Source organism: Stenotrophomonas sp. 89682_Sma, from assembly GCF_056481405.1.
This window is the reverse complement of sequence record NZ_CM151147.1, coordinates 3,059,406-3,084,297: the sequence shown is the minus strand read 5'-3', so window position 1 is coordinate 3,084,297 and position 24,892 is coordinate 3,059,406. Positions and strand designations below refer to the sequence as shown.

Annotated in this window: 22 protein-coding genes; 9 read left to right on the top strand and 13 right to left on the bottom strand. The window is 66.4% G+C overall.

Going from position 1 to position 24,892, the window contains the following annotated elements; all coding sequences use genetic code 11:
• Positions 1-3 precede the first annotated feature (3 nt).
• The 4 genes from ACZK29_RS14330 to ACZK29_RS14315 all read left to right on the top strand — a co-directional run bounded on the left by ACZK29_RS14330 (position 4) and on the right by ACZK29_RS14315 (position 4,461).
• Positions 4-2,247 carry a TonB-dependent receptor family protein gene (locus ACZK29_RS14330; RefSeq protein ID WP_111205093.1) on the top strand — a complete coding sequence of 748 codons (2,244 nt, stop codon included), beginning with the start codon at positions 4-6 and terminating at the stop codon, positions 2,245-2,247.
• A complete protein-coding gene (locus ACZK29_RS14325; protein ID WP_459047067.1) occupies positions 2,247-3,836 on the top strand; it encodes an alkaline phosphatase D family protein in 1,590 nt (529 codons plus the stop codon). The genes ACZK29_RS14330 and ACZK29_RS14325 overlap by 1 nt, the downstream gene beginning before the upstream one ends.
• Positions 3,837-4,003: 167 nt before the next feature.
• Complete coding sequence (locus tag ACZK29_RS14320) at positions 4,004-4,216, top strand: hypothetical protein (protein WP_010486834.1); 213 nt, start codon at positions 4,004-4,006, stop codon at positions 4,214-4,216.
• Complete coding sequence (locus ACZK29_RS14315) at positions 4,213-4,461, top strand: hypothetical protein (RefSeq protein ID WP_459047066.1); 249 nt, start codon at positions 4,213-4,215, stop codon at positions 4,459-4,461. Before ACZK29_RS14320 ends, ACZK29_RS14315 begins: the two co-directional genes overlap by 4 nt.
• Positions 4,462-4,617: 156 nt before the next feature.
• Here the strand turns inward: ACZK29_RS14315 and lpdA are convergent, their stop codons facing one another.
• The 6 genes from lpdA to purB all read right to left on the bottom strand — a co-directional run bounded on the left by lpdA (position 4,618) and on the right by purB (position 14,820).
• Complete coding sequence (gene lpdA, locus ACZK29_RS14310) at positions 4,618-6,054, bottom strand: dihydrolipoyl dehydrogenase (RefSeq protein ID WP_049429413.1); 1,437 nt, start codon at positions 6,052-6,054, stop codon at positions 4,618-4,620.
• 63 nt (positions 6,055-6,117) lie between these two features.
• Positions 6,118-7,320, bottom strand: coding sequence for a dihydrolipoyllysine-residue succinyltransferase (gene sucB / locus ACZK29_RS14305; RefSeq protein WP_005410272.1), 1,203 nt, complete (start codon positions 7,318-7,320; stop codon positions 6,118-6,120).
• A gap of 40 nt (positions 7,321-7,360) precedes the next feature.
• Positions 7,361-10,192: a 2-oxoglutarate dehydrogenase E1 component gene (locus ACZK29_RS14300; RefSeq protein ID WP_111205097.1), complete on the bottom strand. Its 2,832-nt coding sequence runs from the start codon at positions 10,190-10,192 to the stop codon at positions 7,361-7,363.
• Positions 10,193-10,378: 186 nt separating this feature from the next.
• A complete protein-coding gene (locus ACZK29_RS14295; RefSeq protein ID WP_478446183.1) occupies positions 10,379-11,275 on the bottom strand; it encodes a GNAT family N-acetyltransferase in 897 nt (298 codons plus the stop codon).
• Positions 11,276-11,283: 8 nt separating this feature from the next.
• Positions 11,284-12,699, bottom strand: coding sequence for a ribosomal protein uL16 3-hydroxylase (locus ACZK29_RS14290; protein WP_478446182.1), 1,416 nt, complete (start codon positions 12,697-12,699; stop codon positions 11,284-11,286).
• A 753-nt stretch (positions 12,700-13,452) separates the two neighbouring features.
• Positions 13,453-14,820 carry an adenylosuccinate lyase gene (purB, locus tag ACZK29_RS14285; RefSeq protein WP_478446181.1) on the bottom strand — a complete coding sequence of 456 codons (1,368 nt, stop codon included), beginning with the start codon at positions 14,818-14,820 and terminating at the stop codon, positions 13,453-13,455.
• 294 nt (positions 14,821-15,114) lie between these two features.
• On the opposite strand from purB, the gene ACZK29_RS14280 reads away from it, so the two are divergent.
• Positions 15,115-16,554: a class II fumarate hydratase gene (locus tag ACZK29_RS14280; RefSeq protein WP_106550271.1), complete on the top strand. Its 1,440-nt coding sequence runs from the start codon at positions 15,115-15,117 to the stop codon at positions 16,552-16,554.
• Positions 16,555-16,669: 115 nt separating this feature from the next.
• Here the strand turns inward: ACZK29_RS14280 and ACZK29_RS14275 are convergent, their stop codons facing one another.
• The 7 genes from ACZK29_RS14275 to ACZK29_RS14245 all read right to left on the bottom strand — a co-directional run bounded on the left by ACZK29_RS14275 (position 16,670) and on the right by ACZK29_RS14245 (position 21,249).
• The gene (locus ACZK29_RS14275; RefSeq protein WP_049458788.1) at positions 16,670-17,095 is read right to left on the bottom strand and encodes a hypothetical protein; all 426 of its coding nucleotides are present in this window, start codon (positions 17,093-17,095) and stop codon (positions 16,670-16,672) included.
• A gap of 106 nt (positions 17,096-17,201) precedes the next feature.
• Complete coding sequence (locus tag ACZK29_RS14270; protein WP_478446180.1) at positions 17,202-17,807, bottom strand: DUF2884 family protein; 606 nt, start codon at positions 17,805-17,807, stop codon at positions 17,202-17,204.
• Positions 17,808-17,837: 30 nt separating this feature from the next.
• The gene (locus ACZK29_RS14265) at positions 17,838-18,725 is read right to left on the bottom strand and encodes a DUF4097 family beta strand repeat-containing protein (protein WP_111204220.1); all 888 of its coding nucleotides are present in this window, start codon (positions 18,723-18,725) and stop codon (positions 17,838-17,840) included.
• A 25-nt stretch (positions 18,726-18,750) separates the two neighbouring features.
• Positions 18,751-19,779 (bottom strand): ABC-2 transporter permease, encoded by a 1,029-nt coding sequence (locus ACZK29_RS14260; RefSeq protein WP_106550268.1) that lies wholly within the window; start codon positions 19,777-19,779, stop codon positions 18,751-18,753.
• Positions 19,776-20,651: an ABC transporter ATP-binding protein gene (locus ACZK29_RS14255; protein WP_111204221.1), complete on the bottom strand. Its 876-nt coding sequence runs from the start codon at positions 20,649-20,651 to the stop codon at positions 19,776-19,778. The genes ACZK29_RS14260 and ACZK29_RS14255 overlap by 4 nt, the downstream gene beginning before the upstream one ends.
• On the bottom strand, positions 20,651-21,010 hold the full coding sequence (locus tag ACZK29_RS14250; protein WP_005410261.1) for a GntR family transcriptional regulator: 360 nt from the start codon (positions 21,008-21,010) through the stop codon (positions 20,651-20,653). The genes ACZK29_RS14255 and ACZK29_RS14250 overlap by 1 nt, the downstream gene beginning before the upstream one ends.
• A 2-nt stretch (positions 21,011-21,012) precedes the next feature.
• Positions 21,013-21,249: a hypothetical protein gene (locus ACZK29_RS14245; protein ID WP_005410260.1), complete on the bottom strand. Its 237-nt coding sequence runs from the start codon at positions 21,247-21,249 to the stop codon at positions 21,013-21,015.
• A 366-nt stretch (positions 21,250-21,615) separates the two neighbouring features.
• Between ACZK29_RS14245 and ACZK29_RS14240 the strand changes: the two genes are divergently transcribed.
• The 4 genes from ACZK29_RS14240 (at position 21,616) to ACZK29_RS14225 (ending at position 24,885) form a co-directional block, all read left to right on the top strand.
• Positions 21,616-22,203, top strand: coding sequence for a glutathione peroxidase (locus tag ACZK29_RS14240; RefSeq protein WP_459047062.1), 588 nt, complete (start codon positions 21,616-21,618; stop codon positions 22,201-22,203).
• A 96-nt stretch (positions 22,204-22,299) separates the two neighbouring features.
• Positions 22,300-23,277, top strand: coding sequence for an FKBP-type peptidyl-prolyl cis-trans isomerase N-terminal domain-containing protein (locus tag ACZK29_RS14235; RefSeq protein WP_106550265.1), 978 nt, complete (start codon positions 22,300-22,302; stop codon positions 23,275-23,277).
• Between the two features lie 23 nt (positions 23,278-23,300).
• Complete coding sequence (locus ACZK29_RS14230; RefSeq protein WP_478446179.1) at positions 23,301-24,650, top strand: UDP-glucose dehydrogenase family protein; 1,350 nt, start codon at positions 23,301-23,303, stop codon at positions 24,648-24,650.
• Positions 24,643-24,885, top strand: coding sequence for a SlyX family protein (locus tag ACZK29_RS14225; RefSeq protein ID WP_005410256.1), 243 nt, complete (start codon positions 24,643-24,645; stop codon positions 24,883-24,885). The genes ACZK29_RS14230 and ACZK29_RS14225 overlap by 8 nt, the downstream gene beginning before the upstream one ends.
• Positions 24,886-24,892: the final 7 nt, after the last annotated feature.

Sequence of the window (24,892 nt, the reverse complement as noted above, 5' to 3'; positions counted from 1 at the left end):
CCCATGCCGTCCCACGCTCCGCTCCGCCGCAATCTGCTGGCCTTGCTGGTCTGTGCTTCGCTGCCGTCGCTTGCCGCCGCTGAAGTCGCCCCCGCCACCGACGCACCGTCGGCCACCACGCTCGATTCGATCTCGGTGATCGGCCGCGGCGAAGCGCGCCAGGTCCAGCGCGTGACCGCCGAGGACATGAAGGCGCTGCCGCCCGGTGCCAACCCGCTGAAGCTGCTGGCGACCAAGCCGGGCGTGCATTTCGAATCGGCCGACGCCACCGGTGCCTACGAGTGGTCCACCACCATCAGCCTGCGCGGCTTCAACCAGAACCGCCTGGGCTACACGCTCGATGGCATTCCGCTGGGCAACATGGCCTACGGCAACAGCAATGGCCTGCACATCAGCCGCGCGGTGATCAGCGAAGACCTCGGTGGTGCCGAAGTCTCCACCGGCATCGGTGCGCTGGGTACGCCGTCCACCAGCAACCTCGGCGGTGTGTTCCAGTTCTATTCGATCGATCCGTCCACCGAGTATGGCGTGGTGCTGGCACAGAGCTTCGGCAGCGACAGTGCGCGCCGCAGCTATGCGCGCCTGGAGACCGGTGAACACCAGGGTTTCGCCGCCTACCTGTCCGGCGTGTATTCCGAAGGCGACAAGTGGAAGGGCAAGGGCTCGCAGGAACTGAAGCAGTTCAACGGCAAGGCCACCTACAACTTCGGCGCGGACAGCAGGATCACCGCACTGTTCAACGCATCGCGCCGCGTCGAGGCCGACTACCAGGACCTGTCGCTGGAGATGATCGATCGCCTGGGCTGGGACTGGGACAACTACGCCCCGGATTGGGATCGAGCGGTAGCTGCCGCACGCGGCAAGTTCAGCGGCGGCGTCAACAGCCCGTGGGACGCGTATTACTCCGGTCACGGCCTGCGCAATGACGACCTGTCCAGCATTGCCGGCGATTTCGGCCTGAACGAGTCGATGCGCCTGAAGGTGAACGTCTACAACCACAGCAACCGTGGCCAGGGCCACTGGTTCAGCCCGTCCAATCCGTCCAACCCGGGCACCAGCCGCGAGATCCCGATCTCGATCCGCACCACCGAGTATGCGATCGACCGCACGGGCGTGACCTCGGCGTTCACCTGGAACGTCGGTGGCCACGAACTGGAAGCAGGCCTGTGGTACGAAGACAACGGCCATAGCGTGCAGCGCAACTTCTATTACATCGACGGCCCGATCACCGACGATTTCTTCCTGCGCAATCCGGACCAGCGCGTGTGGCACCAGCGCTACACCACCATCACCCGCCAGTTCTACGTGCAGGACCGCTTCCGCCTGTTCGATGACCGCCTGACCATCGACATCGGTGCAAAGTCGCCGAACACCCGCACCAGCGTGCGCACGCCGCTGGGCAGCTACGCCAACAACAGCAGCCTGACCTCGAAGAAGGGGTTCCTGCCGCAGGCCGGCTTCAACTTCAAGCTCAACGAAGGCAACGAGATCTTCGGTTCGTTCGCCAAGAACATCGCGGCCTATGCACTGGGCGTGGGCAGCCCGTTCAACGTGCCGCAGGCCGCATTCGATGCCAGCGCGAAGAACCTGAAGCCGGAACAGTCGCGCACCATCGAGCTGGGCTGGCGCGGCTACGGCCAGGGCTATGAAGCCTCGGTGGCGGTGTACGACGTCAAGTTCGACAACCGTCTGCTGGCCATCGCCCAGTGCGTGGGCATCCTCGGTTGCCCGGCGCTGTTCTCCAACGTCGGTTCGGTGACCAGCCGCGGCGCCGAGGCGACCCTGCAGCTGAAGCCGATGCAGGACCTGACCTGGTCCAATGCGCTGTCGTGGAATGACAGCACCTACGACAACGACTACGTGAACAACGGTGTGGTGCCGACTCGCGGCAAGAAGACCGTCGACACCCCGGAATGGATGTTCGCCAGCACCCTGGCCTGGACGCCGGGCCCGTGGGACCTGCGCCTGGCCGCCAACCATGTCGGCAAGCGTTACGTGACCTATACCAACGATGTGTCGGTGCCCAGCTACTGGCTGGTCAACGCTTCGGTGGCCTATGACTTCGGCAAGCTCGGCCCGGCACAGAACCTGACCGTGGCGCTGAACCTGACCAACCTGACCGACAAGCGTTACCTGTCCTCGATCAACACCAACGGCACCTACGCCGCAGACCCGACCCGCAGCCTGGCGACCATGCAGGTCGGTGCGCCGCGGCAGGTGATGGCCACCGCCACCGTGCACTTCTGATGCGCGGGCCTGTTGATCCGGAAAGCCGTCGTCGCCTGTTGCGCATGGCATGGCAGGGCACGGGGGCAGCGATCGCACTGGCGGCGGTGCCGGGGCTGGCCACGGCCGGCCCACGCCCGCGGTTGGGACGTGATCCGTTCACCCTCGGTGTCGCCGCCGGCGATCCGGATCCGCAGGGCGCGGTGCTGTGGACGCGGCTGGCGCCGGACCCGCTCAACGGCGGCGGCATGCCGTCGCGGGCGGTGCCGGTGCGCTGGTTCGTGGCCGAAGACCCGGGCATGCGCCGGCTGGTGCAGCGTGGCGTCGCTGCGGCGCTGCCTGAGCTGGCGCATTCGGTACATGTGGAAGTCAACGGCCTGCGCCCGGGCCGTGACTACTACTATCGTTTCGCCTGCGATGGCGATGAGGAAAGCGCAGTCGGTCATTTCCGCACCGCGCCGCTGCTGGACACGCAGCTGCAGCAGCTGCGGCTGGCGCTGTGCACCTGCCAGGCCTGGAACAGCGGCTACTACCCGGTGCTGCGTGACATCGCGCAGAGTGACGTCGACCTGGTGCTGCATGCCGGTGACTACCTGTACGAGTACAGCCCGCTGCAGAACGCGCGCGGACGCACGCTGGATGCCGGGCGCTTCAGCGGCGAGACCGTCGGCCTGGAGCGCTATCGCGACCAGTATGCGCTGTACAAGCTCGATCCCGATCTGCAGGCCGCGCACGCCGCACACGCGTTCGCGGTGATCTGGGACGATCACGAAGTGCAGAACGATTACTCCGGGATCCATCCGGAGAAGCCTGGCGTCTCGACGGAGGACTTCATCGTTCGCCGCGCGGCAGCCTACCGCGCGTTCTACGAGCACCTGCCGATGCGCAGCACGCTTGCGGGCAATGGTGGCCTGCGCGTGCATCGGCGCCTGCGTTACGGCGATCTGGCACAGCTGACCCTGCTCGACTGCCGCCAGTTCCGTCCGGCCAACCCCTGCGGGGTGGGCGAGTCGCCGCGCTGCGAAGCCGCGCTGGACCCGCGCATGAGCATGCTGGGCGTGGGCCAGGAAGCCTGGTTCGCGCAGTCGATGGCGGCCGCACGCGGCACGCGCTGGAACGTGGTGGTGCAGCAGCTGCTGATGGCGCAGCTGCGGCTGGACGGCGGCACGCCGCGCGAACGCTTCTGGAACGATGCCTGGGACGGTTATCCGGCGGCACGCAACCGCCTGCTGCAGGCGATGCAGGCGGGCGGGCAGGGCAACGCCATCGTGCTCGGTGGCGACTGGCATTCCACCTTCGTCAACGACCTGAAGCTGGACTTCGATGCCGCCAGTGCGCCGGTCGTGGCCACCGAATTCATCGCTCCGGCGATCAGCAGCGGCGGCGACGACACACCGTATGGACCGTATTACAGGCCATCGATACCGCAGAACCCGCACATCCGTTACTTCGACGGAGACCGCCGCGGCTGGTGGAAGCTGCAGCTGAACCGGCAGACCGTGGACGCCGAGCTGCGCTTCGCCGACAGCGTGCTGCGCGCGGATGCGCCGGTGCGTACCGCGGCCCGCTTCCAGGTCACCCACGGCCGCCCGGGGGCCGTACCGGTGTGAATCCGTTCGGTAGTGCCGGCCACTGGCCGGCAACCTCCTGAATCTCCGGTTTCCCCCACCACCGGTTTCATCGCCCCCAGCCCGGTTTCGTCGCAATCCGTTTGCGGTCGCCGGGGCAGGGCGCCATGGTGTCCGCAGGCGGCAGGGTGCCGCCCAAGGAGACCGTGATGAAGACCCTGTTCGCGCTCGGTGTGTGGTGCCTGCTGTTCGTGCTGTGCTGGCCGCTGGCGATCCTCGCCCTGATCGCCTGGCCGTTCGTCTGGCTGCTGAGCCTGCCGTTCCGCCTGGTCGGCATCACTTTCTCGGCACTGTTCGCGTTCCTGCGCGCGCTGTTCATGCTGCCCGCGCGGTTGCTGGGTGGCCGGGCGGTGGCCGCATGAGGATGGTGCTGCTGGTGGGTCTGGTCCTGCTTGCGGGCCCGGTACTGGCCACACCTCCAGCACCGCCCTCGGTGTGGCTGGAACGGCAGCAGACCGCCGCCGCCGATGAGGCGAATGCTGCGGCGGTGTCCGTACCGAAAGCCAAGGAGCGCTGCCGGGTCACGAAGGAATGGAAGGTTGGCGAGACGGTGGTGCAGCACAGAGTTTGTGAGGATCCACCGAAGAAGCCGGCTGGAAAGGTGTAGCGCCGAGCCCATGCTCGGCTGTGCCTTCACGGACCGCCAAGTGCGCAGCCGAGCGTAGGCTCGGCTCTACATGAAGAAGGGCAACAAAAAACCCCGCCGAGGCGGGGCTTTTGTTTTCAGCCATGCCGGCCAGCGGCCGGCACTACCGGCGAACGATCAGTTCGCCTTGTGGATGGCGCGCTTGCTGACCGCCATCGCCGCGTCGTGGATCACTTCCGACAGCGACGGGTGGGCATGGCAGATGCGGGCCAGGTCATCGGCCGAGCCGCTGAACTCCATGGTCAGCACGCCTTCGTGCACCAGCTCGGAGACGTTGGCGCCGACCAGGTGCATGCCGAGGATGCGATCGGTTTCGGCGTGGGCCAGGATCTTCACGAAGCCAGCCGGTTCGATCATCGCCACGGCACGGCCGTTGGCGGCGAACGGGAAGCTGCCGGCCTTGTACGGAATGCCTTCGGCCTTCAGCTGGGCTTCGGTCTTGCCGACCCAGGCCAGTTCCGGCTCGGTGTAGATGACCCACGGGATGGTGTCGAAGTTGACGTGGCCCGGCAGGCCGGCGATTAGCTCAGCCACCGCGATGCCTTCCTCGAAGCCCTTGTGCGCCAGCATCGGGCCGCGCACGCAGTCGCCGACTGCCCACACGCCGTTGACGCCGGTGTGGCAGTGCGCGTCGACTTCGATCTGGCCGCGCTCGTTGATCTTGACGCCGGTGCCTTCGGCCAGCAGGCCCTTGGTGGCGGCGCGACGGCCGACGGCCACCAGCAGCTTGTCCACGGTCAGGGTCTTTTCGCCTTCAGCGTCGGTGTAGGTGACGATGACTTCCTTCTTCTTGCCCTTGCCGGTGATCTCGGTCTTGGAGACCTTGGCGTTGAGCTTGATGTCCAGGCCCTGCTTCTTGAATTCCTTGGCAGCGGCCTTGGCCACTTCGGTGTCGGCAGCCGCCAGGAACTCCGGCATGGCTTCGAGGATGGTGACTTCAGCACCCAGGCGCTTCCACACGCTGCCCAGTTCCAGGCCGATCACGCCGGCGCCGATCACCGCCAGGCGGTTCGGCACTTCGGTGAAGTCCAGGCCGCCGACGTTGTCGACGATGGTCTCGCCGTCGAACTTGGCAAACGGCAGTTCGATCGAATCCGAACCGGCCGCGATGATGACGTTGGTGCCCTTCAGCTCGACGACGGAACCGTCATGCTGGGTGACCTTGACCACGTTGCCCGGCTGCAGTTCGCCGAAGCCGTAATAGGCGGCGACCTTGTTGGCCTTGAACAGCATGCCGATGCCGCCGGTGAACTGCTTGACGATCTTGTCCTTGCGGCCAACCATCGCCTCGACGTCGATCTTGGCATCCTTGAAGCTGATGCCGTGGTCGCCAAAGATGTGGCCCATGTTCCAGAACTGGCGCGAGGAATCCAGCAGCGCCTTGGACGGGATGCAGCCCACGCGCAGGCAGGTGCCGCCGAGGGCCGGCTTGCCGTCCTTGCCCAGCGCTGCGTCGATGCAGGCGGTCTTCAGGCCCAGCTGGGCCGCGCGGATGGCAGCGTGGTAACCGGCCGGGCCGGCACCGATGACGACGACGTCGAATTGTTCAGCCATTGAATTATTCCTTGATGCATTACCAGAACCCCTCCGCGCAGGCGCGGAGGGGCGGGAGGTTTCTTACAGGCCGAACAGCATGCGGCCCGGGTTTTCCAGCTGGTTCTTGATGTCCACCAGGAACTGCACCGAATCCTTGCCGTCGATGATGCGGTGGTCGTACGACAGCGCCAGGTACATCATCGGCGCGATCACGACCTGGCCGTTCTGGGCGATCGGACGCTCCTTGATGGCGTGCATGCCCAGGATGGCGCTCTGCGGCGGGTTGATGATCGGGGTCGACAGCAGCGAACCGAAGGTGCCGCCGTTGGTCACGGTGAAGGTGCCGCCCTGCAGTTCATCCAGGCCCAGCTTGCCGTCACGCGCCTTCTTGGCGTAGTCGGCGATGGTCTTCTCGATGTCGGCGAACGACATGCGCTCGACGTTGCGCAGGACCGGGGTGACCAGGCCCTTCTCGGTCGACACGGCGATCGAGATGTCCGAGTAGCCGTGGTAGATGATGTCGTCGCCATCGATCGAGGCGTTGACCAGCGGGAAGCGCTGCAGCGCGTTGGCCGCGGCCTTCACGAAGAAGCTCATGAAGCCCAGCTTGATGCCGTGGGCCTTGACGAACTCGTCCTGCAGTTCCTTGCGCGCCGCCGACACCTTGGACAGGTCGACTTCGTTGAAGGTGGTCAGCATGGCGGTGGAGTTCTTCGACTCCATCAGGCGCTCGGCGATGCGCTTGCGGATGCGGGTCATCGGCACGCGTTCTTCCGGACGTGCGCCACCGGCCTTGCCGGCGCCGCCGTTGCGGGCGAAGTTGACGATGTCTTCCTTGGTGACCGCGCCGCGACGGCCGGTGCCGTCGACGTCGGCCGGGTTCACGCCTTCGGTGATGGCGGTGAAACGGGCGCCCGGCGGCAGGGCATCGGCAGCCGACTTGGCAGCCGGGGCCGGGGCGGCGGCTGCCGCCGGAGCAGCAGCGGCCGGGGCAGCGGCTGCTGCCGGAGCGGCTTCAGCAGCCGGAGCCGGGGCAGCAGCCACGGCGCCTTCTTCGATGATCGCCACGACCTGGCTGGAGGTCACGGTCGAGCCTTCGGCGAACTTGATTTCCTTGAGCACGCCGTCGACCGGCGACGGCACTTCCAGGACGACCTTGTCGGTTTCCAGGTCAAGCAGGTTTTCGTCGCGCTTGACGGCGTCGCCCACCTTCTTGTGCCAGGTGGCGATGGTGCCGTCGGCGACGGATTCGGGCAGTACCGGGGCTTTGACTTCGGTGGCCATTGCGGGAGCTTCCTGGTTTGTCTTCTAAATAGGGGGAGGATTATTCAGCGAACGTGTCGTTGAACGGGTTGACCAGTGCGTCGGCGACCAGCTGCTGCTGTTCGCGGACGTGGTCAGCCATGTGACCGGCAGCCGGCGAAGCCGAACGTGCGCGACCGGCGTAGTGCAGGTTCTGGCCATCGGCCAGGCAGAACTGCAGGTGGTGGCGGATCTGGTACCACGCACCCTGGTTCTGCGGTTCTTCCTGCGTCCACACCACGTCGGTGGCCTTGCCGTACTTCTTCAGCTCGGCAGCCAGCAGCGCACGCGGGAACGGATACAGCTGCTCCACGCGGATGATCGCCACGTCGTCCTGGCCACGCTTGGTCTGGTCTTCCAGCAGGTCGTAGTAGACCTTGCCCGAGCACAGCACCACGCGCTTGACCTTCTTGGCGTCCGCGTTGGCGTCGCCGATCAGGTGCTGGAACTCGCCATTGGCCAGCTCGTCCAGGGTCGACACGGCCAGCTTGTGGCGCAGCAGCGACTTCGGCGACATCACCACCAGCGGCTTGCGGGTGGTCATGTGCAGCTGGCGACGCAGCATGTGGAAGGCCTGCGCCGGGGTCGACGGCACGACAACCAGCATGTTCTCCAGCGCGCACAGCTGCAGGAAGCGCTCCAGGCGCGCGGAGCTGTGTTCCGGGCCTTGCCCTTCATAGCCATGCGGCAGCAGCAGGGTCAGGCCGGAAATGCGGCCCCACTTGGCTTCACCGGCGGCGATGAACTGGTCGATCACCACCTGGGCGCCGTTGGCGAAGTCGCCGAACTGGCCTTCCCAGATGCACAGCGTGTTCGGATCGGTGGTGGAGAAACCGTACTCGTAGGCCATCACCGCTTCTTCGCTCAGCAGCGAATCGATGACGGTCGCCTTCTCCGGCGAATCCACCAGCTGCCGCAGCGGCATGTAGTAGTTGTCGGTCTTCTGGTCGTGCAGGATCGCGTGGCGGTGGGTGAACGTACCGCGGCCCACGTCCTGGCCGACCAGGCGCAGTGCATTGCCTTCGTCGAGCAGGGTGGCGTAGGCCAGGTTCTCGGCAAAGCCCCAGTCGCCCGGGATCTCGCCGGCAGCCATCTTGCGGCGGTCGTCGTAGACCTTGGCCACGCGCGAGTGCAGCTGCACGTCTTCGGGAATGGTGTTGATCAGCTTGGCCAGCTCGACCAGCTTGTTCTTCTCGACCTTGGTCGAGATCGGATCGGACAGCTTGCCTTCCAGCAGCTTCGGCCAATCGACGAACAGCGGGCTCGTCGGCGGGGTCTTCTCGACCTTGGCCAGCTCGGTGGTCACTTCACCGGCATCCAGCTTCTCGCGGTAGGCATCGACCATCGCCTTGCCGGCGCCGGCGGCGATCACGCCAGCCTTTTCCAGCTGCTCGGCGTACATCTCGCGGGTGGTGGCGTGCTTGCGGATCACCTGGTACATCAGCGGCTGGGTGATCGCCGGTTCGTCGGCCTCGTTGTGGCCCCAACGGCGGTAGCACATCAGGTCGATGACCACGTCCTTGGCGAACTTCTGGCGGAACTCGAAGGCCAGCTGCGCGGCGAACACGACGGCTTCCGGATCATCGCCGTTCACGTGCAGTACCGGGGCGGCGATCATCTTCGCCACGTCGGTGGCATAGCGCGTGGAGCGCGTATCCAGCGGGTTGGAGGTGGTGAAACCGACCTGGTTGTTGACCACGATGTGCACGGTGCCGCCGACGGCGAAGCCGCGGGCCTGCGACATCTGGAACAGCTCCATGACCACGCCCTGGCCGGAGAAGGCGGCGTCACCGTGGATCAGGATCGGCATGACCTGCTTGCGTGCGGTGTCCTTGCGGCGCTCCTGGCGCGAACGCACGGAACCGGCCACGACCGGGTCGGCGATTTCCAGGTGCGACGGGTTGAACGCCAGCGCCAGGTGCACCGGGCCGCCGTCGGTAGCCACGTCGGCGGAGAAGCCCATGTGGTACTTCACGTCGCCGGCAGAAGCGTGCTCGTCGTGCTCGAACTTGCCTTCGAACTCGTCGAACAGCTTGCGCGGGTTCTTGCCCAGGGTGTTGACCAGCACGTTCAGGCGGCCGCGGTGGGCCATGCCGATCACCACGTCCTTGACGCCATCCTTGCCGGCGCTGCGGATGATGGTGTCCATCATTGGGATCAGCGAGTCGCCGCCTTCCAGCGAGAAACGCTTCTGGCCGACGTACTTGGTGTGCAGGTAGCGCTCCAGGCCTTCGGCCGCGGTCAGGCGCTCCAGGGTGCGGCGCTGGGTATCAGCGTCCAGCTGGTAGTTGCCACCGGCTGCTTCCAGCTTCTTGTAGATCCACTGGCGCTGCTCGACCTCGGAGATGTGCATGAACTCCGCACCGATCGAGCCGGTGTAGGTTGCCTTCAGGCGTGCCAGCAGGTCGCGCAGCTTCATGCGCGGCTGGCCACCGACGCCGCCGGTGCTGAACTCGCTGTTGAGGTCGGCATCGGACAGGCTGTGGAACGGCAGGCCCAGGTCCGGGGTGTTGACCGGCGCGGCCAGGCCCAGCGGATCGAGGCGGGCATCCAGGTGGCCGCGCGAGCGGTAGGCGGTGATCAGACGACCGACATTGCGTTCACGCTCGTCGCCCGCACCGTTGCCGGTGCCGGCCTTCAGCGCTTCCTTGGCCGCGTCCGCAATGTGGGAGATGACGGCCGAGTGCGGAATGTCGCCTGCTTCGCGGCCCTTGAAGCCGTCGAAGTAGGTCTTCCATTTGGGATCGACACTGTCCGGGGAGACCAGATACTGCTCGTACAGGTCCTCGACATAGGAGGCGTTGCCGCCGGCGAGCTGCGAAGATTGCGCAAACTGCTTCAGTTGATTGTCCACGATGGAGGGTGTTGATTCGCTTTGTGGGGTATGGCTTCAGAAGGACCCGGCAGGAAGATGAATAGCCCTGCGCGGGCGCGTTCAAACAGCCAAATTGTACCCCCATCCGGACACGAAGGGGCACCACCACAGGCATCCCGGGTCCCCCGGTGCCGCTTCCAGACAGGTTGAGTGGGCGGTGGCCGCTCAGAGGCCGAGCGCACGCAGTTCGCTGCAATCGCGCGAACGGTCCCAGACACGCTGCAATTGCTGCTCGAACGGCTGCGAACGTGCAGGCAGCGCGATGCCGGCCTCGCCGTCGAGGCGATGACCGATCAGACGAAAGTAGAAGTCGCCTGCATCGTTGAGCAGGCAGGCCGAGGCCAGCGCACGGTCGACCGGGTCGGTGACCTCGCGGAACTGGATCACACTGGGCAGGCGCTGGGCCAAGGCCAGCAGCGGCGCACCGGCCGAGGCGATCGCCGCCGCGTCGTGCACGATCACCCGCAGCTGCTTGTCGTGGCGGGCGGTGACGAAGCGGCGCAGGGCGGCCTGTACCGGCGGCGCGTCCAGCAGGCCGGGGTCCAGCTGGCGGCTGTGCAGCCACAGCTGGCGACGGGCGCGGTGGATGATGGCGGTGGTGATCGCCACCGCCTGCTCGCGGCCGTCGATGGCGCTGGCCGCGCCCAGCCGGCGGCGCATCTGCTGGTGGCCGATGCTGGCCTCCTCGAACACCTCGCCCTCGGGCAGGAAGCCCTGGCGGGCATAGAAGTCACGGGCCGGCAGCTGCGCGTGCAGATGCAGCTCGGCCAGGCCGAGCCGGCGCCCGGCCTCGACCAGCGCCGCCAGCAGGGCCTCGCCGACGCCCTGGTTGCGATGGCTGGCCAGCACCGCCATGCGGCCGATGCGTCCATCCGGGGCCAGCCGGCCGGTGCCGACCGGTTCGCCGTCGGCGTCCAGCGCCAGTACATGGGCGCTGACCGGGTCCAGCGCGTCGCGCTCCAGTTCGGCGGCGATGCCCTGTTCCTGCACGAACACCCGCTGCCGCACGTCGTGGATGGCGACGTGGGCGTCGGCGTGGCTGACCTGCTGGACCCGGACCATGGCAGGGCTCAGGCGCGACCGTCGTCGCTGTCGTCTTCGTCGTGATCGTCGAAGTTGACGATGACCTCGATACCGTCGTCGTGCACGGTCACGGTGTGGACATCGTCGGACACTGCGTCGGCGTCGATCGCGTCGACACGGTCACGGCCTTCGACCACTTCGCCGAGCACTACGGCGTCCTCGCTGTCGTCCTCGTCATCAGCGTCATACACCTCGTTCGGATCGATCAGCTGGAACACGCCACCGACCAGCAGCTGCTGGACCACTGCGCGGCCCTTGTCGGACAGGCCGCGATAGGCGGCGGCGTCGAGCTGCTCGGCACCGGCCAGGCGCTGTGCGTCCTTCACCGGCAGCGCGAAATCCTGGCCGCTGACATACAGGCTCGCGCCGCGCTTGGCCCGGCGCCAGGCCAGTCGCGCCCACGGGTGGCGCTGCAGCAGCAGGCCCGAGGCCAGCGCCTGGACCACTTCTTCCGGTGACGGTGCGGCCTGGTGGGCCATCACTTCGCCCGCGGCGCGGTAGGTGGTGATGAAGCGGCCGAACCAGTCGCCCAGCTTGTCCGGGTCGTTCATGCGGATGGCGTTGAGCGCGGTGATCACCCGCGCCATCGCCACCGTGTCGATTTCGTTCGGGTCGGCCGGCACCTTCAGGTCGGCATCCTGGTAGCGGATGTTCTCGTCGGCATCGGCGATCAGGGTGTCCAGGTAGTCGCTGATCAGTTCGGCCGAGGCCGGTGCGCGCATGCCGAACGAGAAGGTCAGGCACGGATCTTCGGCGACACCGTGGTGCGGCACGTTCGGGGGCAGGTACAGCATGTCGCCCGGCGCCAGCACCCAGTCGTGGGTGGGCTTGAACACCTTGAGCAGCTTCAGTTCCACGTCCGGGCGGAAGCCCAGCGGCGGCTGCTTGCCCTTGATCGATTCGCTGGCATCGATCTGCCAGCGGCGGTGGCCATGGGCCTGCAGCAGGAACACGTCGTACTGGTCGACGTGGGCGCCGACCGAGCCGCCGGTGGCGGCGAAGCTGATCATCACATCATCCATGCGCCAGCGCGGCAGGAAGCTGAAGTGCTCGATCAGGGCGCGCACGTCCGGGTCCCACTTGTCCACGTCCTGCACCAGCAGGGTCCAGTCGTGGTCAGGCAGAGCGGGGAACACGTCTTCCTGGAACGGGCCGCTGCGCACGCGCCAGCCATCCTGGGCCTTGTCGTGCTCGATCAGGCGCGCCAGCACGCCTTCCTCGCAGGCCAGCCCGGCCAGGTCTTCCGGCTGCACCGGGGTCTGGAAGTCCGGGAAGGCGTTACGGATCAGCAGCGGGCGCTTCTGCCAGAAGTCACGCAGAAAGGTGGCCGGCGCCATGCCCAGCGGCTGGCCGGGACGGGCGGTGACTTCGATCAGGGGGGCGGAGGACTTGTGGGCGGCCATGGGGGGAATCCTTGCAACGGAAAGCGGGAGGGGCGGCGCGGCGGGCCGCCAAGGTCTCCATTGTCCGACGTTCGTGGGGATTGCGCACGTGCGCGGGTTTGTCGCGGGGTGTCCGGCCAACGGCGGAGCCCCTCGTGGCGGGGGCTGGGTAGAGTCGACTGTTAGTCGACTGGCCTGCTGAGGAGGGCCGGGCGGGTGGGCTGCGCGGGGGACGCTGCAAGTACGTCCATGTAAGCTCGATCGCCGCATCCATGCGGCTCACGCCCCCGCGCAGCCCACCCGCCCGGCCCCTGACAGTTTCCTGCGCGGCCCGCCACGGAATGGAAGAAGAAAATCAAAGGCAAAAGCGGGTCGCGCGCTGCGCTTGCTTGTGCATCTGTAGAGCCGAGCCCATGCTCGGCTTGCTGTTGGAACAAGCAGCCGAGCATGGGCTTGGCTCTACAAAACCCCCAAAACAAAGAGGGACGCGGCGAAGCCGCGTCCCTCTCAATTCCGCCCCGATAACGTCATCCACGCATGGCGTGGATCTACTCATCCGTCACTGGAATCTGTCAGAGGTGGGGCGGGTTGGGTTCGCGGGGATGTCAGCCGCATGGATGCGGCTGCCAAGCCTCCACGGACGGATTCACGGCGTCCCCCGCGAATCCAACCCGCCCCGCCAAACACGGCAAAAACCCAGAGCCGCCTTTGACGTTACCGTTGCCGTTGCCTGCCGCAGGCAGCGCCCGCGGCCGCCGCCGCAAAGGAAACCCCTTAGATCTTCTTCGCCAGCGACTCGGCCAGGCCGGTGTAGCTGCCCGGGGTCATCTCCAGCAGGCGCTGCTTCGCATCCGCCGGCAGCTCCAGCCCCTGCACGAACGCACGCATCGACTCCGCAGTAATGCCCTGGCCACGGGTCAGCGCCTTCAGCTGCTCGTACGGATTCGGCAGGCCATGGCGGCGCATCACCGTCTGCACGGCTTCGGCCAGCACTTCCCAGGCTGCGTCCAGATCGGCATCCAGGCGCTGCGGGTTCACTTCCAGCTTGCCCAGGCCCTTGGCCAGCGAATCCAGCGCCACCTGGCTGTGGCCGAACGCGGTGCCCAGTGCGCGCAGCACGGTGGAATCGGTCAGGTCACGCTGCCAGCGGCTGATCGGCAGCTTCGCGCTGAAGTGCTCGAACAGCGCATTGGCGATGCCGAAGTTGCCTTCGGCATTCTCGAAATCGATCGGATTGACCTTGTGCGGCATCGTCGACGAGCCGACTTCGCCTTCCTTCAGGCGCTGCTTGAAGTAGCCCAGCGAGATGTAGCCCCAGATATCGCGGGCCAGGTCGATCAGGATGATGTTGGCGCGGCGCGCGGCATCGCCGATCTCGGCGATGTTGTCGTGCGGCTCGATCTGGGTGGTGTACGGGTTGAACACCAGGCCCAGGCCGGTCACGAAGCGCTCGGCGAAGGCCGGCCAGTCCACGTCCGGGTAGCTGGCGATGTGGGCGTTGTAGTTGCCGACCGCACCGTTGATCTTGCCGGTCAGCTCGACGGCGGCGATCTGCCTGCGCTGGCGCTCCAGACGGGCGACCACGTTGGCCAGCTCCTTGCCCAGGGTGGTCGGCGAGGCGGTCTGGCCGTGGGTGCGCGAGAGCATCGGCTGGCCGGCCTGGGCGTGGGCCAGGGTGCGCAGGGTGGTGGCGATGCCATCCAGGGTCGGCAGCAGCACCTCGCGGCGGGCCTGTTCAAGCATCAGGCCATAGCTGAGGTTGTTGATGTCTTCGCTGGTGCAGGCGAAATGCACGAATTCCAGCGCCGGTGCCAGCTCGGCGTCGTCCTTCAGCTGTTCCTTGATGAAGTACTCCACCGCCTTGACGTCATGGTTGGTGGTGCGCTCGATCTCCTTCACGCGGGCGGCCTGGGCCGGGCTGAAGTTGGCGGCCAGGGCGCGCAGGCGGGCGATGGCGGCGTCCGAGAACGGCGCCAGCTCGACGATGCCCGGTTCGGTGGCCAGGGCCAGCAGCCATTCCACCTCGACCACGATGCGGGCCTTGATCAGGCCGTATTCGGAGAAGATCGGGCGCAGGGCGTCGACCTTGCCGGCGTAGCGGCCATCGAGCGGGGACAGGGCGAGCAGGGCGGAATCGGACATGTCGGCAGGGCGGGGACGAGCGGCGGGGGCCATATTCTACGACGTGCCGGTGAGGTAGTGCCGGCCGCTGGCCGGCAACTACGCCCGGCCCACGATTCCATGGATTGCCGGCCAGCGGCCGGCACTACCCCTTGCGCGTGCAGATCGGCCCTGCGGATGAAACGATCTGGCCCGTCCTCGTCATCCCACGCCGAGGGCAAGGGAGTATCGTTGGCGCAGCCGCCAGCCCGGGAAGCGACACCCTGCCAGCCGCCGCTTCCCTTTCCCCAACTGAAGTAGTGCGGAGTCGATGCAATGAGCAAAGCTGCAAGCAAGGGTGGAACCACCGGGTTCCGGATCGAACACGACAGCATGGGCGAGCTGCAGGTGCCTGCCGATGCCTTGTGGGGCGCGCAGACCCAGCGTGCCGTGCAGAATTTCCCGGTCTCGGGCCAGCGCATGCCGCGCGGTTTCATCCGTGCGCTGGGCCTGGTCAAGGGCGCCGCTGCCGGCGTCAATGCCGAGCTGGGCCACCTGCCCAAGACCGTGGCCAAGGCCATCCAGACCGCCGCAGCCGAAGTGGCTGCCGGTGACTGGGACGCGCATTTCCCGATCGACGTCTACCAGACCGGCTCGGGCACGTCGTCGAACATGAATGCCAACGAGGTCATCGCCACCCTGGCCAACCGTGCCGGCAAGGCCGGCAAGACCGTGGTGCACCCCAACGACCACGTCAACCAGGGGCAGAGCTCCAACGACGTGATCCCGACCGCGCTGCGCGTGTCGGCGGTGCTGGCCACGCACGAACAGCTGCTGCCGGCGCTGGTGCACCTGCGCAAGACCCTGGACAAGAAGGGCCGCAGCCTGCGCAAGGTGGTCAAGACCGGCCGCACCCACCTGATGGATGCGATGCCGCTGACCTTCGAGCAGGAATTCGGCGCATGGTCGGCGCAGCTGGCCTCGGCCCAGGAGCGCATCGAGGACAGCCTCAAGCGCGTGCGCCGGCTGCCGCTGGGCGGCACCGCGATCGGCACCGGCATCAATGCCGACCCGCGTTTCGGCGCGCAGGTCGCCAAGGCGCTCAAGCAGCAGACCTCGATCAAGTTCGACAGTGCCGAGAACAAGTTCGAAGGCCTGGCGGCGCAGGATGACGCAGTGGAACTGTCCGGCCAGCTCAATGCACTGGCCGTAGCCCTGATCAAGATTGCGAATGATCTTCGCTGGATGAATGCCGGTCCGCTGGCCGGGCTGGGCGAGATCGAACTGCCGGCACTGCAGCCGGGCAGCTCGATCATGCCGGGCAAGGTCAACCCGGTGATTCCGGAGGCAACCGTGATGGCCTGTGCGCAGGTGATCGGCCACCACACCGCGATCACCGTGGCCGGTCAGACCGGTAACTTCCAGCTCAATGTCACCCTGCCGCTGATCGCGGTGAACCTGCTCGATGGCATCGGCCTGCTGGCCAATGTGTCCACCCTGCTGGCCGACAGTGCCATCGCCGGGCTGAAGGTGCGCGAAGACCGCGTGGCCGAGGCGCTGGCGCGCAACCCGATCCTGGTCACCGCGCTGAACCCGATCATCGGCTACGAGAAGGCCGCGGCCATCGCCAAGCGTGCCTACAAGGAACAGCGCCCGGTGTTGGATGTGGCACTGGAAGACAGCGGGCTTGACGAGGCCGAGCTGCGTCGCCTGCTGGACCCGACCGCGCTGACCGCTGGCGGCATCCAGGCTGGCGGTGGTGGCGCCGGCGGTTGATCCGGATTCTGTAATCTGTAGAGCCGAGCCCATGCTCGGCTCAGGTTCCAGTCAGTAGCCGAGCATGGGCTCGGCTCTACAAAAGGAAACGCCGCCCTTGGGCGGCGTTTCTGCTTCAGCGACGGTCGGCGACGATGTTGCCGAAGGTGTCGGTGTAATCCTTGAACTCGGGGATGCGCTGGATGAGGTCGGCCGGGATCACCTCCATGCCCTCCGGCGGCTGGATCTTCACCGGCTGCATGTTCGGGTCGGCCGGCGCAGCCACCAGCGTGTTCTGGCGCAGCACCTGCAGCTTGCCGAACATCGTCTGCAGCATCTGCTTCTGTCCGTCGTCCAGCGGAATCTGGATCTCGTCCACCTTCATCGTGCCATCGCCGAGGATGATGATGTTCGGTGCCGGCGGGCGGCGCACGGTCACCATGCCTTCGCTGACGGAAATCTTGGGCTTGCCGCGCTCGGCGCGGTGGTTGCGGTAATCCTTGTCACAGCCGGCCAGGCCCAGGCAGAGCAGGGCGGCCAGCAGCAGGAACAACTTCTTCATGGCGTTCGGTTCGGGGGTGTCCGGGGCTGCCATTGTAAGCGGGTCGTCGCAGCGCGGCCGGCAGCGGGATACCACTGCCGGCCGGGTGCGCTGATCTGTCACAGGCCTAGCGCAGGACCACGGTGTCCTTGCCGCAGTCGTCCACGTCGCTCTGGTCCATCGTTGCGTAGGGCTTGAACGCAGGCAGCTCGCGCGCCAGCGCCTGCTGGCTGGCCAGCATCGCCGGCAGGCGATCGCAGATGCGCTTGGCCTGGGCCTCGATCTTGGCGGCTTCGGCGTTGATGCGCTTCTCCACCCCTTCGCTGTCGCCGCTGAAGATGCCCTTCAGCGCTTCACCGGCGGCGTTGGCGCCGAGCTTGGCGCCGGCCAGCCCGACATCCATGCCCGCCATCGCAACGGCGACCACGTGGCCGCGGTACTCCTGCAGGTGGCGGCGCTGGGTGTCGTTGGCCGCGACCTCCTTGCCGGCGATCAGCAGGCGGCCGTCGGGCGTGATCTCCGCACGCGGCTGCTTGTCAGCGGAGATCTTGATGTTGCCCTGGGCGATGTCCTTGCGGGCATCGTCCATGGCTTCCTTGACGGTCTGGCCGACGCCGCTGGTGGCTTCGGCGACGCTCTTGCCGACGGTCTTGTCGGGGGCGGAGGACGTGCCGCCGCAGGCGATCAGCGGCAGGCACAGCAGGGTGGCAGGCAGCAGGCGCAACAGATTCATGATGTTCCCCTGGACGTGTCTGGAAGAGAATTACTTGCTGCGCGGCAGGGTGACCCGGCCGCTGACGTTGCGGTGTTCGACATCGCCGCTGCCGCTGTGATCGACGGTCAGGCTGCCGCGTACGCCGTCCACCTGGATGTCGCCCGAGCCGTGGCTGCGCACATGCACGTTGCCGCCGATATCGGCCAGGTCGACGCCGCCGGAGCCGACCACGCCGACTTCGACGCTGCCCTGCACGCGCTTGAACTCGATATCGCCCGAGCCGACCGTATCCAGACGTGCGTTGCCACGCACATCGGTGATCTTCAGGTCACCCGAACCGACCGTGCCGGTGACCGCGTCGCCGCCGATGTTGCGGGCATTGACGTCACCCGAACCCAGCGACAGCAGGTTCAGCGAACTGCCACCGTCGATGTTCAGGTCGCCCGAGCCCACCGCGGCGTGGATGCTGCCGCGCGTACCGCGGGCGACCGCATCACCGGAGCCGACATCCACGCTCAGCGACTGTGCGTTCTCTACGCTGGCATCGCCGGAGCCGACCTTGAGCTGCAGCGGCAGGTTGTCCGGCACGCTGCCGTGGATGTCCAGCCAGGCGTAGCTGTTGCCCAGGCTGATGCCACTGTGGCGGCCGTCGCGACGCAGGCTCACCACCAGCTTGTCGCCGACCTTCCGCTGGTCCAGCACCAGCTGGTCCAGCCATTCCTGGCTGGAGGCGCAGGCGCGGCCATCCAGCTGACCACCGCCCTTGCTGGCGACGACCTTCAGGTCGTGCTGGTTCACCTCGATCACCACCGCCTTGGCACCGGCCGTATCCAGCTTCAACGTGCGCGCAGCAGTGAACTTGCAGTTCGGGGCATCGGCAGCGAGTGCCGACAGCGGCAACAGCAACAACGCGGAACAGGCGAGCAGGGAACGCATGGGTGGTGCCTCCGGGTGGATGGAATCAGATCTCGCCGGCGCGCTTGCGCAGGCGGATGGCGAGGAAGATGAACACTGCACCGACGGCCGCACCGATCCACAGTTCCGGCATCGCCAGCGACTTCAGCTGCGAGGCAGGGGACATCAGGCTGACCACCGAGTCCAGGTCGCGGCGCGACCCTTCACCTGCGCCGAGGCGATACAGCAGGTCCATGCCGGGTACGCCGCCCAGCAGCAGGCGGCCGACGATGTTCTGCCAGAACCAGCCGGTGGTCAGGCCGAACAGCGGCATGATCTTGGTGGTGCTGACGATGACGCCGGCAAACAGCGGCAGCATCACCGCCCACAGGAACGGCTTGCTCTTGGCCCAGGCCGAGCACAGCAGCAGCCAGCCGGCGGTGGGCAGGGCCCACAGCGCGTAGACCGGAATCCAGCTCAGGTGGCCAGCGGCCAGGGTCAACGGGCTGGCCGGGCCCCAGATCAGCGCCATCGGGCTGCCACCGTGCATCAGCGCGACGATGCTGATGATCAGCATGAAGCCGAACATGGTGATGATGCCGGCGACCACCGCGATCAGCGGCGCAACGATCAGCGCGCTGATCACCTTGGACAACACGGTCTGGGTGTCCGACAGCGGCAACGACTTCCAGAACAGGATGCTGCGGTCGCGACGGTCGTCGTACAGGGCGCCCAGGCAGTAGAAGAACACCACGAAGGCCAGCACCAGGAACGGCCATGCCGAGCTGAGCACCAGGGTCAGGTCGAGCCCGTTGCCCAGGTCGGCCAGGTCCTTGCCGTTGATGTTGCGGGTCAGCAGGGCCAGGTCCAGGCCGTTGACGTTGACGCTTTCGCCATCGACATGCAGTGCGCCGTTGCGCGCCGCGCGGTTCAGAGCGAACAGGCCGAAGGCGATGCCGACGGTGCTCATCACCAGCGAGATCAGGCCGGCGATCAGCGGGGCATACAGGAAACCGCCGCGGTTTTCCCAGTACTCGCGCTTGAGCAGCCAGCGCAGGGTGCCGAGGGGGCTGACGGGGTGGTTGACGGCATTCATGCGTAGGTCCCCTTCATGACGGCGACGAACAGGTCGGCCAGGCCCGGGCTGCGGGTCTCGCCAAGAGTGGAAAGCTGGGCGCGCGGTACGCCGTCGAACAGCATCACGGTCTTGCCGAACGCCAGGCTGCGTTCGTCGATCGGCTTCAGGGCGCGTGCGGTCTCCAGCTGGTCGGCGTTGACCAGCAGTTCGGTGTAGCGCTGGCCGACTTCGTCCATTTCCGCATCGAGCACGATGCGGCCGTCGCGGATGAACATGACGTCGCTGAGGATGTGCTCGATCTCTTCCACCTGGTGGGTGGTGACGATGATGGTCTTCTGCTCGTCGAAGTAGTCTTCCAGCAGGCGCTGGTAGAACTCCTTGCGGTACAGGATGTCCAGGCCCAGGGTGGGCTCGTCCAGTACCAGGACGCGGGCATCGATGGCCATCACCAGCGCCAGGTGCAGCTGCACGATCATGCCCTTGGACAGTTCGCGCACGCGCTGCTTCGGCTGCAGCTTGGTATTGGCGAGGAAGCGTTCGCAGCGGGCGCGGTCGAAGCGCGGATGCACGCCGGCGACGAAATCGATCGCCTCGCGCACCTTCAGCCAGCGCGGCAGCACGGCGACATCGGCGATGAAGCAGATGTCGTTCATCAGCTCGTCGCGGTGCAGCCGTGGATCGCGGCCAAGCACGCTCAGCTCACCTTCCACCGAGGTCAGGCCGAGCAGCGCCTTCAGTGCCGTGGTCTTGCCGGCACCGTTGGGGCCGATCAGACCGACGATGCGCCCGCTCGGAATGCTGAAGCTGGCATTGTCGAGGGCAACGGTGGACTTGTAGGCCTTGCGCAGGCCGCGGGCGGTGATGACCGGTTCGCTTGCGGTGCTATTCATCAGACTTTCCCCTGGGGCAGCAATTCGTCGAGGCTCAGGCCCAGGCGCTGGATGCGCTCCAGCACGGCCGGCCATTCTTCATTGAGAAAGCGCTCGCGCTCGCTGCTGCGCAGCTGCGTGGCGGCCTGCTCGGTCATGAACATGCCCAGCCCGCGGCGCTTCTCGACCAGGCCTTCGTCGGCCAGTTCCTGGTAAGCGCGCGAAACGGTGATGGGGTTCAGTTGGTAATCTGCGGCCACCTGGCGCACCGAAGGCAGGGCATCGCCCGGCTTGAGGATTCCGTCGAGCATCATGGCGATCACGCGCTCCTTCAACTGACGGTAGATGGGAGCGCCGTCGCTCCACTGGATGTCGCTCATATTCAGCTCCGTGGGGTCAGCGGCTGGGCGAACGAGAAATACGGCATGGACAGGGAGCTGTGCAGCCGACGCGGGGGAGGGGGGGAGGAATCGGCATTCCCGGCCGGTGTAGCGATTGCATCCTGCGCACTGTCGGGGGAGGCGGGGGCGGTGGGCGTGGCCAGCCAGGCCAGCACGATCAGGGTCGAAACAGCAGCGGCCGCGGGTGCGGTGAGGTTGCGACGGATCCGGGCGTTCATGGCTTCCCCCTGTCTCAGGTGACTGGTGTTGTATGCAACTATAACACCGGCACGCCCGTGTGCAACCCCCTGCCGGCCCCAACTGATGGCAGGGGCGGTCAGATCGTTGAAATATCACCTTATGCAGTTGATTTTAAATGGAAATAAAATCGTCGCATGGGCGGAATCAGGCCGACCTTCCATTCAGCGATATCCATACCTTGTCATTACTTCGCCATCAAAGATCGACGAGGGGCGTAGCCGCCACGCCGCGCAAAGCCTGGGCCGCCCCCGCCATCTGGGCCACCGAAGCCCGGTGCTATAGTTCGGCCGATACCCGGCCGCTGCTGGCCGGGCCCTGTGACTGGCTACCGCGGACCGCTCCTGATGCCCCTGTCGATCGTTACTCCGCGCCGCCTGCGCGGCCTGTCCCTGCTGGCCCTGATGGTGGCCGGTGTCGCCGGTTCCGCCAGCGCCCTGGCCGCCGACCTGCTCGACCTGGACTACCGGCCGCTGGCCAGCAAGCAGCAGGTCAACCTGCAGCAGCGCTACCAAGGACAGGTGCTGCTGGTGGTCAATACCGCAAGCAAGTGCGGCTATACCCCGCAGTACGAAGGCCTGGAGGCGCTGCAGAAGCGCTATGCCGGCCGCGGCTTTGCCGTGCTCGGCTTCCCGTCCAACGATTTCAAGGGCCAGGAGCCTGGTGACGAGAAGCAGATCCAGGATTTCTGCACACTCACCTACGGGGTCAAGTTCCCGATGTTCGAGAAGGTGCACGTGGTCGGTGCGGAGGCGACGCCGCTCTATCAACGGTTGACCGCGGCCACCGGCGTGGCACCGGGCTGGAATTTCCACAAGTACCTGGTCGGCCGCGATGGCAAGGTCATCGCCCAGTTCGCCAGCAAGGTGACGCCGGATGATCCGCAGCTGACCGCGGCCATCGACAAGGCGCTGGCTGCAGCTGCCGCACATTGATATCCGGCACGGATGCCTCGACATCGACGGCATGCGTGCGACAATGCTTCTTTTCGCGCCGACGTCGGCGCCCAGACACTTCCAGGAATGCAGCGAATGAAGATGGGAATGCGCGGCGCCGCGGCGTCGGTTCTGATTCTGGCGATGGGCACTTCGGGTGTCGCTCTGTCGCAACAACCGGCTGCCCCCGCAGCCGCCAAGGAGACCGCAACCTTGAATTCCCCCAAGCAGAAGCTCGGCTACGCCATCGGCCTGGACGTGGCCAAGTCGTTCACCCCGATCGCCGATGAGATCGACGTGGCCGCGCTGCGCACCGCCGTGGAGCGTTCGTTCGAAGGCCTGCAGCCGCAGATCACCCAGGAACAGGCCAAGGCCACCGACGCGGCCCTGCGCCAGGTCGTGATGGCCCGCAGCGGCCAGCAGGTGCCGGGCATGGCGCCGGGTTCGCAGCCGCCGAAGGTCGACCGCGTCAAGGTGTCGCAGATGATCGGTTCCTATTCTGTGGGCCCGTCGCTGGCGCAGCTGAAGGACGACATCGATGTTGCCTCGCTGTTTGACGCGATCAGCACCGGCCTGACCAAGGGTCAGCCGAAGATGACGGAAGCTGACGCGACCGCCACCATCCAGGCCTTCATGGGCAGCAAGCAGGCTGAAATGCAGGCCAAGGCTGCCGCTGCTGCACAGACCAACCGCGAAGAAGGCAATGCCTTCCTGGCCAAGAACAAGACCCAGCCGGGCGTCGTGACGACGGCCTCGGGCCTGCAGTACCAGATCATCCGCCCGGGTAGCGGCGAGCGCCCGCTGCCGAGCAGCAAGGTGCGCGTGAACTATGAAGGCAAGCTGCTCAACGGCACCGTGTTCGACAGCTCCTATGGTCGTCAGCCGGCCGAGTTCGGCCTGGACCAGGTGATCAAGGGCTGGACCGAGGGCGTTGCGCTGATGCCGGTCGGTTCGAAGTACCGCTTCTGGATCCCGGGCAATCTGGCTTATGGCGAGAATGGCACCCCGGGTGGCCCGATCGGCCCGAACGCGACTCTGACGTTCGACGTCGAGCTGCTGGGCGTCCTGCCGTAAGCCACCACGGAGCCTGCACGGACATGCGCGTTTCGATTTTCGGTACCGGTTATGTAGGTCTGGTGACCGGTACCTGCCTGGCCGATGTCGGTCATCAGGTGGTCTGCGTCGATATCGACCAGGCCAAGGTGGATGGCCTCAACCAGGGCATCATCCCGATCTATGAGCCCGGCCTGGAGCCGATGGTGAAGGCCAACCACGCCGCGTCGCGACTGGCATTCACCACCGACGCCGCGTCCGCGATCGCGCATGGCCAGGTGGTGTTCATCGCCGTCGGTACCCCGCCGGACGAGGACGGCAGCGCTGACCTGCAGTACGTACTGGCCGTGGCCCGTACCATTGGCCGGCACATGAGCGTGCCGACCGTGGTGGTCAACAAGTCGACGGTGCCGGTCGGCACCGCCGACAAGGTGCTTGCGGCCATTGCCGAAGAACTTGCCGCGCGTGGCGCGGACATCACCTTCGACGTGGTGTCCAACCCGGAATTCCTGAAGGAAGGCGACGCGGTCGCCGACTGCATGCGCCCGGACCGCATCATCATCGGTGCGACCAGCGAGGAGTCGGTGGCGGTGATGCGCCGTCTGTATGCGCCGTTCAACCGCAACCACGATCGCGTGGTGGAAATGGACGTGCGCTCGGCCGAGCTGACCAAGTACGCGGCGAACGCGATGCTGGCGACCAAGATTTCGTTCATGAACGAAATCGCCAACATCGCCGAGCGTGTCGGTGCCGACGTCGAGCAGGTCCGCCAGGGTATCGGCTCGGACCCGCGCATCGGCTGGCACTTCATCTACCCGGGCGCCGGTTACGGTGGCTCCTGCTTCCCCAAGGACGTGCAGGCGCTGGCCCGCACCGCGCAGCAGCATGGTCTTGAGCCGAAACTGCTGAACGCGGTGGAAGCGGTCAATGATGCGCAGAAGGGCCACCTGTTCGCCCTTATCCAGCGTCATTACGACAAGGGCGAGGACGAAGGTGTGCGTGGCAGGACGTTTGCCGTGTGGGGCCTGGCATTCAAGCCGAACACCGACGACATGCGTGAAGCCTCCAGCCGTCGCCTGCTGGCGCAGCTGTGGGAAGGCGGTGCCACGGTGCGTGCCTACGACCCGGAAGCGATGCATGAATCGCAGCGCATCTTCGGCGAGCGCGATGACCTGGTGTTCTGCAGCAGTGCCGATGAAGCCCTCGAAGGGGCCGACGCGCTGGTGGTGGTCACCGAGTGGAAGCAGTTCCGCAGCCCCGATTTCCAGAAGCTGCGTGAGCAGCTGAAGGACGCGGCAGTGTTCGACGGGCGCAATCTGTACGATCCGGCCGAAGTGGAGGCTGCTGGCCTGGCGTACTACGGCATTGGCCGGGGGCGTTCGCTGCATGTCTGACCTGCTGCCGACCGAACGCGAGCAGGCGCTGGAAGCGCGCCTGGTCGAACTGGAAATGCGCGTGTCCTTCCAGGAACAGGCGCTTGCCGAATTGAGCGATGCGCTGGCCGATGCCCGCATGCAGGGCATGCGCAACGCCGACGTGCTGCGCGTGCTGCTGGAGGACCTGGGCAAGGTCCGCAACGCACTGAATTCTTCCGATCCGGCGAGCGAACCGCCGCCGCCGCACTACTGATCCGAAT

Bases quoted from the DNA above. Each gene is read 5' to 3' on its own strand.
- ACZK29_RS14330 (WP_111205093.1), top strand. From the start codon at position 4: ATGCCGTCCCACGCTCCGCTCCGCCGCAATCTGCTGGCCTTGCTGGTC.
- ACZK29_RS14325 (WP_459047067.1), top strand. From the start codon at position 2,247: ATGCGCGGGCCTGTTGATCCGGAAAGCCGTCGTCGCCTGTTGCGCATG.
- ACZK29_RS14320 (WP_010486834.1), top strand. From the start codon at position 4,004: ATGAAGACCCTGTTCGCGCTCGGTGTGTGGTGCCTGCTGTTCGTGCTG.
- ACZK29_RS14315 (WP_459047066.1), top strand. From the start codon at position 4,213: ATGAGGATGGTGCTGCTGGTGGGTCTGGTCCTGCTTGCGGGCCCGGTA.
- lpdA (WP_049429413.1), bottom strand. From the start codon at position 6,054: ATGGCTGAACAATTCGACGTCGTCGTCATCGGTGCCGGCCCGGCCGGT.
- sucB (WP_005410272.1), bottom strand. From the start codon at position 7,320: ATGGCCACCGAAGTCAAAGCCCCGGTACTGCCCGAATCCGTCGCCGAC.
- ACZK29_RS14295 (WP_478446183.1), bottom strand. From the start codon at position 11,275: ATGGTCCGGGTCCAGCAGGTCAGCCACGCCGACGCCCACGTCGCCATC.
- ACZK29_RS14290 (WP_478446182.1), bottom strand. From the start codon at position 12,699: ATGGCCGCCCACAAGTCCTCCGCCCCCCTGATCGAAGTCACCGCCCGT.
- purB (WP_478446181.1), bottom strand. From the start codon at position 14,820: ATGTCCGATTCCGCCCTGCTCGCCCTGTCCCCGCTCGATGGCCGCTAC.
- ACZK29_RS14280 (WP_106550271.1), top strand. From the start codon at position 15,115: ATGAGCAAAGCTGCAAGCAAGGGTGGAACCACCGGGTTCCGGATCGAA.
- ACZK29_RS14275 (WP_049458788.1), bottom strand. From the start codon at position 17,095: ATGAAGAAGTTGTTCCTGCTGCTGGCCGCCCTGCTCTGCCTGGGCCTG.
- ACZK29_RS14270 (WP_478446180.1), bottom strand. From the start codon at position 17,807: ATGAATCTGTTGCGCCTGCTGCCTGCCACCCTGCTGTGCCTGCCGCTG.
- ACZK29_RS14265 (WP_111204220.1), bottom strand. From the start codon at position 18,725: ATGCGTTCCCTGCTCGCCTGTTCCGCGTTGTTGCTGTTGCCGCTGTCG.
- ACZK29_RS14260 (WP_106550268.1), bottom strand. From the start codon at position 19,779: ATGAATGCCGTCAACCACCCCGTCAGCCCCCTCGGCACCCTGCGCTGG.
- ACZK29_RS14255 (WP_111204221.1), bottom strand. From the start codon at position 20,651: ATGAATAGCACCGCAAGCGAACCGGTCATCACCGCCCGCGGCCTGCGC.
- ACZK29_RS14250 (WP_005410261.1), bottom strand. From the start codon at position 21,010: ATGAGCGACATCCAGTGGAGCGACGGCGCTCCCATCTACCGTCAGTTG.
- ACZK29_RS14245 (WP_005410260.1), bottom strand. From the start codon at position 21,249: ATGAACGCCCGGATCCGTCGCAACCTCACCGCACCCGCGGCCGCTGCT.
- ACZK29_RS14240 (WP_459047062.1), top strand. From the start codon at position 21,616: ATGCCCCTGTCGATCGTTACTCCGCGCCGCCTGCGCGGCCTGTCCCTG.
- ACZK29_RS14235 (WP_106550265.1), top strand. From the start codon at position 22,300: ATGAAGATGGGAATGCGCGGCGCCGCGGCGTCGGTTCTGATTCTGGCG.
- ACZK29_RS14230 (WP_478446179.1), top strand. From the start codon at position 23,301: ATGCGCGTTTCGATTTTCGGTACCGGTTATGTAGGTCTGGTGACCGGT.
- ACZK29_RS14225 (WP_005410256.1), top strand. From the start codon at position 24,643: ATGTCTGACCTGCTGCCGACCGAACGCGAGCAGGCGCTGGAAGCGCGC.